11 protein-coding genes are annotated in these 12874 nt (G+C 55.1%); 2 read left to right on the plus strand and 9 right to left on the minus strand.

Annotation, left to right across the window (positions count from 1 at the left end; genetic code table 11):
- Window positions 1–44: 44 nt before the first annotated feature.
- From xylH to xylF, 3 genes are read right to left on the minus strand one after another with little or no spacing between them, the layout of a single operon-like run.
- Entirely contained in the window at window positions 45–1226 is a 1182-nt protein-coding gene (xylH, locus tag GC087_RS00215) for a xylose ABC transporter permease XylH (RefSeq protein WP_110268680.1), read from the minus strand.
- Window positions 1219–2739, minus strand: a complete 1521-nt coding sequence (locus tag GC087_RS00220) for a xylose ABC transporter ATP-binding protein (protein WP_205957113.1) — start codon at window positions 2737–2739, stop codon at window positions 1219–1221. Before GC087_RS00220 ends, xylH begins: the two co-directional genes overlap by 8 nt.
- A gap of 26 nt (window positions 2740–2765) precedes the next feature.
- On the minus strand, window positions 2766–3758 hold the full coding sequence (gene xylF / locus GC087_RS00225) for a D-xylose ABC transporter substrate-binding protein (RefSeq protein ID WP_039339152.1): 993 nt from the start codon (window positions 3756–3758) through the stop codon (window positions 2766–2768).
- A gap of 354 nt (window positions 3759–4112) precedes the next feature.
- On the opposite strand from xylF, the gene xylA reads away from it, so the two are divergent.
- Window positions 4113–5435, plus strand: a complete 1323-nt coding sequence (xylA, locus tag GC087_RS00230; protein WP_033737241.1) for a xylose isomerase — start codon at window positions 4113–4115, stop codon at window positions 5433–5435.
- Between the two features lie 17 nt (window positions 5436–5452).
- Window positions 5453–6898 (plus strand): xylulokinase, encoded by a 1446-nt coding sequence (gene xylB, locus GC087_RS00235; protein WP_172913539.1) that lies wholly within the window; start codon window positions 5453–5455, stop codon window positions 6896–6898.
- Between the two features lie 58 nt (window positions 6899–6956).
- Here xylB and GC087_RS00240 read toward each other — a convergent pair whose 3' ends face one another.
- From GC087_RS00240 to pstC, 6 genes are all read right to left on the minus strand, one after another.
- Window positions 6957–8057, minus strand: coding sequence for a GNAT family N-acetyltransferase (locus GC087_RS00240; RefSeq protein WP_052133176.1), 1101 nt, complete (start codon window positions 8055–8057; stop codon window positions 6957–6959).
- 12 nt (window positions 8058–8069) lie between these two features.
- Window positions 8070–9308, minus strand: coding sequence for an MFS transporter (locus GC087_RS00245; protein WP_033737237.1), 1239 nt, complete (start codon window positions 9306–9308; stop codon window positions 8070–8072).
- Between the two features lie 110 nt (window positions 9309–9418).
- Window positions 9419–10156, minus strand: a complete 738-nt coding sequence (gene phoU / locus GC087_RS00250; RefSeq protein WP_006121211.1) for a phosphate signaling complex protein PhoU — start codon at window positions 10154–10156, stop codon at window positions 9419–9421.
- 17 nt (window positions 10157–10173) lie between these two features.
- Window positions 10174–10947, minus strand: a complete 774-nt coding sequence (pstB, locus tag GC087_RS00255) for a phosphate ABC transporter ATP-binding protein PstB (protein ID WP_033737235.1) — start codon at window positions 10945–10947, stop codon at window positions 10174–10176.
- 44 nt (window positions 10948–10991) lie between these two features.
- Complete coding sequence (gene pstA / locus GC087_RS00260) at window positions 10992–11882, minus strand: phosphate ABC transporter permease PstA (RefSeq protein ID WP_033737233.1); 891 nt, start codon at window positions 11880–11882, stop codon at window positions 10992–10994.
- Window positions 11879–12841, minus strand: coding sequence for a phosphate ABC transporter permease PstC (pstC, locus tag GC087_RS00265; RefSeq protein WP_324029404.1), 963 nt, complete (start codon window positions 12839–12841; stop codon window positions 11879–11881). Before pstC ends, pstA begins: the two co-directional genes overlap by 4 nt.
- Window positions 12842–12874 lie beyond the last annotated feature (33 nt).

A 12874-nucleotide genomic window follows, 5' to 3' on the forward strand; every position in this document is an offset into this window, starting at 1 on the left:
GCATCACAGAAATGGTTTGCGCCACAGTGTGATCGTTCACACGATTACATACGGCGGCGCGTTGCGGTGTCCATCCAGACCGCCAGCAGCAAAATCGCCCCTTTTACGATGTACTGCCAGAAGGTCGGCACATCCATCATGCTCATGCCGTTATCCAGCGAGGCCATGATAAACGCGCCCATCACCGCCCCGGCGACGGATCCGACGCCGCCAGCCAGGCTGGTGCCGCCGATAACACAGGCTGCAATCGCATCCAGTTCGGCGATGTTTCCGGCAGAAGGCGATCCCGCGCCCAGACGTGAGCTGAGGATCAGCCCCGCGATCGCCACCATCAGGCCATTGATGGCAAACACCGCCAGCTTGGTGCGCGCCACATTGATACCGGAAAGCCGGGCGGCATCAATATTGCCGCCGATGGCGTAAATGCGGCGGCCAAAAGCCGTGCGGGTGGCCATAAACATTCCCGCCAGCAGCAGCAATGCCAGCAGCAGTACCGGAGTAGGTACGCCACGGTAATCATTCAGCAGCCAGATCGCCCCCAGCACCAGCACGGCGGTGATCGCCTGGCGTGCCACGGTGCCTGTCGCCGCCGGTTGAGCCAGTCCCAACTGCTGACGACGCAGCCGTAAGCGCCACTGCCACAGAATAAACAGTGCCAGGCCGATAAAGCCAAAACCAAAACCGAAGCCGCCTGGCAAATAGCTTTGCCCAATCTGGGACATCGCCGGACTGGTCGGGGCAACGGTAGTTCCGTCGGTGATACCGACCAGGATGCCGCGAAACGCCAGCATACCGGCCAGCGTTACGATAAACGAAGGCACCTTGCGGTAGGCCACCCACCAGCCATTCCAGGTGCCCAGCAGCAGGCCAAGCACCAGCGTGACCACAATGGTCAGTGGCAGCGGCCAGCCCAGCCAGACGTCAAAGATCGCCGCCGCGCCGCCCAGCAGCCCCATCATAGAGCCAACTGAGAGGTCGATCTCAGCGGAGATAATGACAAACACCATGCCCACCGCCAGGATGCCGGTTATCGCCGTCTGGCGCAGCAGGTTAGAGACGTTGCGCGGGCTGAGCCAGGCACCGTCAGTAGTCCAGGTAAAAAACAGGGCAATCAACACAATCGCCCCCAGCATGACCAGCACCTGCAAATTACGCAGGCCGAGCTTGCTGGAGACGGGCTTGTTGGCCGGCGTCGATACGGCGGGCTTGGTTTCGCTGTTAAGCATAATGTTCACTCCGCAGAGCGGCTTCCATCACCTGCTCCTGAGTCAGATTGTCGTTAATCAGATCGGCTTTGATTTGCCCTTCATGCATCACCAGAATGCGGTCGCTGAGGCCCAGCACTTCGGGCAACTCAGACGAGATCACAATGACGGAGATGCCCTGCTGTACCAGCGCATTGATAAGCACATAAATTTCCTGCCGCGCACCCACATCAATACCGCGCGTGGGCTCATCCAGAATCAGAATTTTTGGATTGAGCAGCAGGCATTTCGCCAGAATCGCTTTTTGCTGGTTGCCGCCGCTGAGGCGGCCAATCGGCAGTTCAGGTGACGAGGTTTTGACCCGCAGGCGGGCGATAGCGGCATTAATGGCGTGCAGCTCGCTGGCTTCGTCAATTGTGGACAGGCGCTGGCTGAACTGATCCAGCGCCGCCAGAGTGATGTTTTTGCCCACGCCCATCAGCGGCACAATGCCGTCTTTTTTGCGATCCTCCGGTACCATGGCAATGCCGTGCGCGATCGCCTCCTGACAGTCGCGGATAGTCACTTTGTTGCCGTTAATCCGGATCTCACCCTGCCAGCGACCAGGCCAGACGCCAAACAGACACTGAACGGTTTCCGTTCGGCCAGCACCGACTAATCCGGCGATACCAAGGATCTCTCCCTTACGCAGGGTAAAGGACAGGTTATTCACGCGCTTGATGTGGCGGTTGACCGGGTGCCAGGCCGTCAGGTTGCTGACCTGCAGCACCGTGTCGCCAATCTCGTGAGATGAATGTGGATAGAGCGCCGTGAGTTCACGTCCGACCATCATGGTGATGATATCGTCCTCACTCAGGCCCGCCGCCGGACGAGTGGCAATATGCTGACCATCGCGAATCACGCAGATGGTGTCCGAAATCGCCCGCACCTCGTTCAGTTTGTGCGAGATATAAATACAGGCGATACCGTGCTCGCGCAGGTTGTGGATGATACTGAGCAGTACCGTGGTTTCCTGCTCGGTCAGCGAGGACGTCGGCTCATCGAGGATAAGCAGCCGCACCTGTTTGTTGAGCGCCCGCGCAATCTCCACCAGCTGCTGCTGCCCCAGGCCCAGCTCACCCACGCGCGTGTCGGGCGAGACGTTAAGTTTGACCCGTTCCAGCAACTGCTGGCAGCGCAGCGTCATGGTTTCATCGTCCACCATGCCAAAGCGCCCCAGCTCTGCGCCCAGGAAGATGTTCTCCATCACGGTCAGTTGCCGTACCAGCGCCAGCTCCTGATGGATAATGACAATCCCTTTGCGTTCGGTATCGCGAATAGTCTGTGCCTGGATCGGGTCCCCGGAAAACTGAATCTGCCCCTCAAACTCCCCGTGCGGATACAGTCCGCACAGGATTTTCATCAGGGTCGATTTGCCAGAGCCGTTTTCACCACACAACGACAGCACTTCACCGGCATCCAGTTGCAGGCTGACGTTGTCCAGCGCCTTCACCGCGCCGAAACGCTTGGTGATATTTTTCATTTCCAGCAACATCGGTCTTCTCCTTCGCAGGATGGCGATCAGAGTTCACTCTTCTTGTGGAAACCGTCTTTCACCACGGTACTGTCGATATTGTCTTTGTTGACCTCGATGGGCGTCAGCAGGCGCGACGGCACATCTTTCAGGCCGTTGTTGAGTTTGGCATTGCTGGCAGGCGTCTGACCGTTGCCCAGCTCGACGGCGACATTAGCTGCTTCAGTCGCCAGTTCTTTGATCGGTTTGTACACCGTCATGGTTTGCGTGCCATTCATGATGCGTTTGATGGCGGCCAGATCGGCATCCTGCCCGGAGATGGCGACCTTACCGGCCAGCCCCTGCGCGCTGAGCGCCTGGATCGCTCCCCCCGCGGTAGCATCGTTTGAGGCCACAACGGCATCGATGTGGTTTTTATTGGCGGTCAGGGCGTTTTCCATGATTTTCAGTGCATTTTCCGGCAGCCAGGCATCAACCCACTGGTCACCGACAACTTTTATGCTGCCATTATCAATAGAGGGTTTTAACACCTTCATCTGCCCTTCGCGGAACAGGCGGGCGTTATTATCGACAGGCGATCCGCCCATCAGGAAGTAATTGCCTTTGGGCACTTTTTTCACCAGGCTTTCGGCCTGCATTTCGCCGACTTTTTCATTATCAAACGAAATATAGAAATCGATATCGGCATTATTAATCATGCGATCATAGGCCAGAACTTTAATGCCTTCGCGTTTCGCTTCTGCCACGACGTTACTTAATACCTGACCGTTGTAGGGAATAATAACCAGCACATCCACGCCGCGGTTGATCATATTTTCGATTTGCGACATTTGCGTTTCTTCGTTGCCATTGGCAGACTGCACGAAGACTTTCGCGCCCTTTGCTTCCGCCTGTTTAACGAAGATATCGCGGTCTTTTTGCCAGCGTTCCAGACGTAAATCGTCAATGGCCATGCCGATTTTGACTTCTTTTGCCAGACTGGCCTGACTGAACAGCGTAAGCGCCGCAAGCGCAGCGAGTAATGCGGGTTTCATTTTCATCATGGTCATCCTGTAGGGAACGGTTATTGTCGTTGTAAGGCTATGAACCAGGCGGATGAATTGTTCACCTTATTTTTACCTGCCAGCAATTACTGATTTTTATCCGGCTATTACGTTTTTTGGTTTATTTCTGAATTTTTGAGCGCGATCCAAATTTTAACATTTTCAGACTCGCCGTTACCGCAAACTGCACAGCATGAGGTCATCTCATCGTCATATTTTTTTGCGAGCAAGCGCACAATAAATAATTCTCTTACTGCCTGTGTGAAATATCGTAATTGAGTGGTCAGAAAGCGGATACGCACAATATGGCTTCTGGGTAACCCATTCGGGACCACTGTTAAGGAGCAAACCATGCACGCTTATTTTGACCAGCTTGATCGCGTTCGCTACGAAGGCGCAAAAACCAGTAATCCTCTGGCCTTCCGCCACTACAACCCTGACGAAGTCATCCTGGGGAAAACCATGGCTGAGCATCTGCGCTTCGCCGCCTGTTACTGGCACACCTTCTGCTGGAATGGCGCGGACATGTTTGGTGTCGGCGCTTTTGATCGTCCATGGCAAAAAGCGGGCGATGCGCTGGCGCTGGCCAAACTGAAAGCGGACGTTGCCTTTGAGTTTTTCCACAAGCTGAACGTGCCTTACTACTGCTTCCACGATGTGGACGTCTCACCTGAAGGTGACTCCTTAAAAAGCTATCGCGAAAACCTGGCGGTAATGACCGATACGTTGCAGGCGAAACAGCAGGAAACGGGCTTAAAACTGCTCTGGGGCACCGCTAACTGCTTTACGCATCCGCGCTACGGTGCGGGTGCCGCCACCAATCCGGATCCGGAAGTGTTTTCCTGGGCCGCCAGTCAGGTGTGCAGTGCAATGAAAGCGACCCAAACGCTGGGGGGCGAAAACTACGTACTGTGGGGCGGACGCGAAGGCTATGAAACGCTGTTAAATACCGACCTGCGCCAGGAGCGCGAACAGATTGGCCGCTTTATGCAGATGGTCGTTGAACATAAGCACAAAATCGGCTTCCAGGGCACGCTCCTGATTGAACCCAAACCGCAAGAGCCGACCAAACATCAGTACGATTATGACGTTGCGACGGTTTATGGCTTCCTGAAGCAGTTTGGCCTGGAAAAAGAGATTAAGGTGAACGTGGAAGCCAACCATGCCACGCTGGCGGGTCACTCATTCCATCACGAAATAGCGACGGCAATTGCGCTGGGTGTATTTGGTTCGGTCGATGCCAATAGGGGTGATGCCCAGTGCGGCTGGGACACCGATCAGTTCCCGGTCAGCGTGGAAGAGAACGCGCTGGTGATGTATGAAATTATCAAAGCAGGCGGCTTTACCACAGGCGGCTTAAACTTTGATGCCAAAGTACGTCGGCAGAGCACCGACAAGTACGATCTGTTCTATGGACACATCGGTGCCATGGACACGATGGCGCTGGCGTTGAAAGTGGCGGCGCGTATGCTGTCTGACGGTGAGCTTGATCAGCGCGTGGCACAGCGCTACAGCGGCTGGAACGGGGAGTTTGGTCAGCAGATTTTGAAAGGTGAGTTTTCACTGGAAACACTCGCGGCCCATGCGCACCAGCAGCAGTTCAATCCGCAACATCGCAGCGGTCGCCAGGAACAACTGGAAAACCTGGTGAATCATTACCTCTATGACTTCTAATCCGTAAGGAGCGCGACATGGTAATCGGGATCGATATCGGCACATCCGGCGTAAAAGTCGTGTTGCTGGATGTGCAAGGGCAGGTGGCGGCGGTGGAAACGGCCCCACTAACGGTTTCCCGCCCGCATCCCTTATGGAGCGAGCAAGATCCCGAAAGCTGGTGGCAGGCCACGGATAAGGCAATGCAGGCACTGGCACAGCGTCACGACCTGAGCACGGTGAAAGCTATGGGCCTGACAGGACAGATGCACGGCGCGACCTTGCTGGACGCGCAGCATCGGGTGCTGCGTCCCGCCATTCTCTGGAACGACGGACGCAGCGGCGATCAGTGCCGTGAACTGGAGCAGCGGGTACCTGACTCACGACGCATCACCGGTAACCTGATGATGCCAGGCTTTACCGCGCCCAAACTATTATGGGTGCAACAGCACGAACCAGACATTTTTGCCCGGATTGCCAGGGTGCTGCTGCCTAAAGATTACCTGCGCTGGCGCCTGAGCGGCGAGTTTGCCAGCGACATGTCTGATGCAGCCGGAACCATGTGGCTGGATGTGGAAAAGCGTGACTGGAGTGAGCAGATGCTCGCGGCCTGCGGGCTGGATCACAGCCAGATGCCAGCCCTGTTCGAAGGCAACCAGATTACCGGTACTTTATCAGCCGCGATCGCGCAGCGCTGGTCGCTGCCGCAGGTGCCGATCGTGGCGGGCGGTGGCGATAACGCGGCAGGCGCGGTCGGCGTCGGCATGGTCGCGCCGGGGCAAGGGATGTTGTCACTCGGTACCTCCGGCGTGTACTTCGTGGTCAGCGAAGGCTATCTCAGCAATCCCGAGCAGGCGGTACACAGCTTTTGTCATGCGCTGCCGCAGCGCTGGCACCTGATGTCGGTAATGCTGAGCGCCGCTTCCTGCCTGGACTGGGCAGCGTCACTGACGGGCTGCGATGATGTCCCGCACCTGTTAGCCGAAGCGGAACGTGCAAAAGACGATGCGCCCCCCTTGTGGTTTTTGCCTTATCTTTCCGGTGAACGCACACCGCATAATAATCCGCATGCCTGCGGCAGCTTCTTTGGGTTTACCCACCAGCATGGGCGACCCGAGCTGGCGCGCGCCGTGCTGGAAGGCGTCGGTTTTGCGCTGGCAGACGGTATGGATGTGGTTCACGACTGCGGCGTAACACCCGAAAGCATCATGCTGATTGGCGGTGGAGCACGAAGTCGCTACTGGCGGCAGATGCTGGCAGATATCAGCGGACAAACACTGGACTACTGCGAAGGTGGCGATGTCGGCCCGGCGCTGGGTGCCGCCCGACTGGCGCAGATGGCAATAGATAACAATCTGACCATTCCGGCCCTGAAGCAGGTGCAGCGCCATGAGCCAGATCCGGCTCGTCATGCACATTATCAGCCGAGACGTGAGACGTTCAGTCGGTTGTATCAGCAGTTGCTGCCGCTGATGAATCTGTAATTCAGCCAGAGGGCAACACCGTTGCCCTCTGGCTGCGCAGGGTTTTCATCGTCGCCGATCAAGGCTGTCCTGCTGGAAGAAATTCATATCTGAGCACGCATCGACGGCCTGCTTTTTCGGCTACGCGGATTGAGGGACGATTCCCCGGAACAATCGTGCCCGCTAACAGGGAATTTCGTTTACCCGAAAGACACAGCTGTTTTCTTAAAACCTGCTGAGCAAGGGATGCCAGCGATCGCCCTTGATATTCAGGCAATATCACTTCCTCAGTTATCTGGAATGCCTGAAGAAACCCTACCGTACCTTCCTCACAAACAATAAACCCGACACGTTGTGCTTCTTCATAAAGAATAAAAACACTGCCATCAGAAATTTTTTCCATCAGTGTCCTTTCATTCGTCGGCAGTAAACTTTCTTTCAAAGCAGGCATGGCTTCCCATGCCCGTTGATAAGCGTCAGTCAACCCTTGCATGCACCAGCTCAAACTTCTTGCGTCAGCGCGAATTAGTGTCAAATGATGTTCTTCAGCCTCGTTTCCCTTGCTGGTGAGGGCTGAGGCATAGATGAGTTGATCCGTTTCTCCGCATACAGGAATGTCGCCAGGCACGAGAATGCGAACACGCTGAGGCTTAATTTCTGACCATTCCCTGCAAATTTTCGTTATGACATGCGAAGTAATGGGGGCATCAAATGCCACGATATCGACAAAAGGACGGGCCAGATCGCCTGCCATGTAACGTGGGCCAGTCAGGTAATGCCCGCCATCCACATCGACCTGACGCTGAAGAAAATAATGCGCAGGGAGTCCCGTTTCCTTCCACGGAAACTGTGTGGCAAATGACATATCGCAACACCATGAGCGTTGCATGCTAAGCCATTTTTCCAACTGAAACCTTAAGGCTTCTTCTGTCAAAGGAAGACTTTTGTAGTAATCGAGTAAACTGGCCAGCATGGTGCGAACCCTGATGAATACGATGAAATCATTGCCTGTTTTCGCGCGGCGAAGTTCCGCATTGCGTCTTTCCACCAACATCGGCCTGGAATGAATACGCAAACAGCCAGTGTAACCATGCGCAATGGACGAATTCAGTTCAGCAAACGATCCGGGCATCCCCAGCCAACTTAAACCGGCTTCATTATAAAGCCGGTTAAGCGACATCAGCCGGGTTACTTAACCAATCGCCCCCAGCGCATCGTCCTGGCTTTGCTTTTTCGGCAGCAGGAACAGCGTTGCTGCAATATCCAGCAGGTAGATCAGGGCCAGTAGCGTGATAGCAGCCACGAAGGAGAATTTACCCGCCAGCAGCCCGATTACCAACGGACCCAATCCACCGACGCCGCGCCCCAGATTAAACAATACGTTCTGCGCGGTCGCACGAACCTGCGGCGGAAAGGTATCTGAGATCAATGCGCCATAGCCGCCAATCATACCGTTGACGAACAGGCCCATCAGCGCACCGGTAAACAGCATCACGGTCGGATCGCGCAGTTGCGCATAAACCACAACCATCACGACCGCACCGAACTGGTAAAGCAGGAAGATTTTCCAGCGCGCAAAGCGATCGGCCAGCACGCCAAACAGCCAGATGCCAAAGGTCATGCCCACCACGGTTACTGCCGTCCAGACGCCGGATTTGGTCAGACTGAAACCGAAGTTAGAGGACAGGTAGCTGGGCATCCAGATCATCAGGCCGTAATAACCGAAGTTCTGAACGGAACAGAGAATAAAGATCCCCAGGCTGGCTTTGCTGGTGGCACGGTCTTTAAACAGCAGTTTCAGTCGGGCGGGAAAGGACAGCGAGGGAACATGTTTAATTTGACGGGTGAAGCTCTCGGGTTCGCCCATGCTGCGGCGAATAACAAATGACACCAGCGCGGGCAGTAATCCCACCAGGAACATGCCGCGCCAGCCAATCACACTCAGTAAAGGCGGGGTGATAAATGCCGCCAGCAGTACGCCAAGTTGCCAGCCGATGCCGACCCAGGCCGAGGCGCGGTTGCGCTTTTCTGCCGGCCAGGCTTCTGCAATCAGCGCCATGCCGATGCCAAACTCACCGCCCAGTCCCATGCCCGCCAGCGTACGGTACGCCAGCAGATCCCAGTAACCCTGCGCCACTGCACACAATCCGGTAAAGACAGAGAACATCAGTATCGTGATGGTTAACACACGAATGCGCCCATAGCGATCGCTGAGGTGGCCAAACACAATGCCGCCGATGACCGCGCCGATCAGCGTCCAGGTCACCAGTGAACCAGCCTGTGACGGATCCAGTGCCAGCGACAGGCTGATAGCGGGCAGCATAAACCCGAGAATCAGCAGATCGAATCCGTCCATGGCATAACCGCTGACGGCAGCCAGCATCGCTTTCGCAGGCGTAATGCTCTGCTTAACAGGGGAAGAAGAGGACATGAGTGCGCACCCGTTGGTTAAAAAACTGGCGCAAGTATAAAGAGCTAAGAGGATGGGGTCTATGCAGAATAGCCGGAGCCGTGCGCCTTATGGCGCACGGTTGCGCGAGATCAAGACGGTTTGTTGCTACCGTCGTCGTCACCGGATAACAGCGCGTCCAGCCTGTCGCCGCCCACGTGACGGAAATCCTGACCTTTCACGAAGTAGAAAATGATTTCGCAGATATTCTGGCAGCGGTCACCGATACGTTCGATGGCGCGGGCGCAAAACAGCGCCGTCAGAACGCTGGGAATCGTCCGCGGATCTTCCATCATGTAGGTCATCAGCTGACGCACAATGCCTTCGTACTCTTTATCCACTTTCTTGTCTTCGCGGTAGATCTGCACGGCTTCGTTAAGATCCATGCGCGCAAAGGCATCCAGCACATCATGCAGCATCTGCACAGTATGACGGCCCAGCGATTCCAGGCTGACCAGCAGCGGCAGATGTTGCTGGCCAAACTTCTCCAGCGCAGTGCGGCTGATTTTCTCGGCAACATCGCCGATGCGTTCCAGTTCGGAGATGGTTTTGATAATCGCCATGACCAGACGTAAATCGATAGCGGTCGGCTGACGTTTGGCGATGATGCGCACACAGGCTTCATCAATCTCCACTTCCATCATGTTGACCTTCTGGTCGCCATCAATGACGCGCTGGGCCAGTTCGCCGTCCAGATTATGCATGGCGGTAATGGCATCGGTCAGCTGCTGCTCAACCATGCCGCCCATGATCATCACCTGCGTGCGGATGTGCTCCAGCTCAGCGTTAAACTGACCGGAGATGTGTTTATTCAGATTTAAACTGTCCATGGCGATCTCCTGTCTAATCAGCCGTAGCGACCTGTAATGTAGTCTTCCGTTTGTTTCTGTGCCGGCTTGGTGAACAGCGTGTCGGTGTCGCTGAACTCAATCAGTTCGCCCAGATACATAAACGCCGTGTGGTCGGAACAACGTGCCGCCTGCTGCATGTTGTGTGTCACGATCACGACGGTGTAATCCTGCTTCAGTTCAGTAATGAGTTCTTCGATACGGCCGGTAGAAATGGGATCCAGCGCTGAACAGGGCTCATCCAGCAGCAGGACTTCCGGACGAATGGCGATACCGCGCGCAATACACAGACGCTGCTGCTGGCCGCCTGACAGACTGTAGCCACTCTGATGCAGCTTGTCTTTGGTTTCAGTCCACAGGGCTGCCTTGGTAAGCGCCCACTGCACACGCTCGTCCATATCGGCGCGAGACAGCTTTTCAAACAAGCGCACGCCAAAGGCGATATTGTCATAAATCGACATCGGGAAAGGCGTTGGCTTCTGGAACACCATGCCAACCCGGGCGCGCAGCAGGGCGATATCCTGGTTGGACGCCAGAATGTTGTCGCCGTCCAGCAGAATATCCCCTTCCGCGCGCTGCTCGGGATAGAGCGAATACATTTTATTGAAGGTTCGCAGCAAAGTGGATTTACCACAGCCTGAAGGGCCGATAAAGGCCGTCACCTGATTCTTCGCAATATCCAGGTTGATGTTCTTCAGAGCGTGAAACTTGCCGTAATAAAAATTCAGATTACGGACCTGAATCTTACCCGCTGATGCAGTCGCAGTACTCATTGCTTTTCTCTCTTATACGACACCGCACAGGGCCGTGTCAGTCGTTAACCGTGTTTACCCTTGGCGAATACCACGCGTGCTACGATATTTAACAGCAACACACAGAGGGTAATAATCAGTACGCCCGCCCAGGCCAGACTTTGCCACTCGGCGAACGGACTCATCGCAAATTTAAAGATGGTGACCGGCAGGTTTGCCAGCGGCTGCATCATGTCGGTGCTCCAGAACTGGTTCGACAGCGCAGTAAACAGCAGCGGCGCGGTTTCGCCCGCGATGCGCGCTACCGCCAGCAGCACACCCGTAATAATCCCGGATACGGACGCTTTCAGCGTAATGGCGGAAATCATCTTCCATTTCGGCGTACCCAGCGCATAGGCTGCTTCGCGCATGCTGTCAGGCACCAGTCGTAACATGTTTTCCGTCGTGCGAATCACTATTGGAATTTGTAACAACGCCAGCGCTATCACACCTGCCCAGCCTGAGAAATGGTGCATCTGCGCCACGACAATGGTGTAGACAAACAGGCCCACAACAATCGATGGGGCAGACAGCAGGATGTCGTTGATGAAACGAATCACTTCCGCCAGTAAAGACTTACGACCATATTCTGCCAGATACACACCCGCCAGAATGCCCAGTGGCGTGCCAATGAATGTCGACCATAAAATCAGTAAACCGCTACCTACCAGCGCATTGGCTAATCCGCCTCCCGCCGTGTTTGGCGGCGGTGTGGACTCGGTAAACAGCGACCATGAAAGCCCGTCAATGCCGCGGCTCACGGTGGTAAACAAAATCCAGACCAGCCAGAATAAGCCAAATGCCATCGTCAGCAAGGACAGCGTTAAGGCGATTTTGTTCTTGGTGCTACGCCACGACTGCATTTTGCGACGTGACGCTTCCAGTTCGGCCCGAGCCTGTACTTCCATTGTTGTCATGATCGCGCTCCTTCACCTTTTGCCAGACGCATAATCATTAACTTGGAAATCGCCAGCACAATAAAGGTGATAACAAACAGAATCAGGCCCAGTTCCATCAGTGCCGCTACGTGCACACCCGATTCGGCTTCAGCAAACTCATTCGCCAGTGCCGAGGTGATACTGTTGCCTGGCATAAACAGTGAGGCACTGTCGAGCTGGTAGGTGTTACCGATAATAAAGGTGACCGCCATGGTTTCGCCCAGCGCACGTCCCAGGCCCAGCATGATGCCGCCGATGACGCCGTTTTTAGTAAACGGCAATACGATGCGCCAGATCACTTCCCACGTGGTGCAGCCAATCCCATAGGCTGACTCTTTCATCATCACCGGCGTCTGCTCAAACACGTCGCGCATGACCGAAGCAATATAGGGAATGATCATGATGGCCAGAATCACACCTGCGGCCAGAATACCGATACCAAACGCCGGACCGGAGAACAGAGCGCCAATAATCGGAATGCCCGAGAGGACATCACCAACGGGCGTCTGGAAATATTCTGCGAACAGCGGAGCAAAGATAAATAAGCCCCACATACCATAAACAATACTCGGAATCGCAGCGAGCAGCTCAATTGCGGTTCCCAGTGGACGTCGTAACCAGCCTGGTGAGAGTTCGGTCAGAAAAAGAGCAATACCGAAACTGACCGGTACCGCAATAATCAACGCAATGATTGAGGTGACAAGTGTGCCGTAAATCGGCACCAGTGCACCAAATTGTTCGTTAGGGGCGTCCCAGGTTTTGGTCCACAAAAACGCGAAACCAAATTTCTGTATGCTTGGCCAGGAAGAGAAGATCAGGGAGACGATAATGCCGCCCATAAGCAACAGAACAATCAGCGCAGAGAGTTTTACCAGCGCGCCAAAAATTCGGTCACCTTGCTTACCTGGGGCTTTGAATGCCGACTTCGTTGCAGCCATAGAAGTCTTCGTCCTCAGAAGTTATCAGGGCGG

This window comes from Pantoea sp. JZ2 (genome assembly GCF_035191405.1).
In the GTDB taxonomy this organism is placed as follows: domain Bacteria; phylum Pseudomonadota; class Gammaproteobacteria; order Enterobacterales; family Enterobacteriaceae; genus Pantoea; species Pantoea stewartii.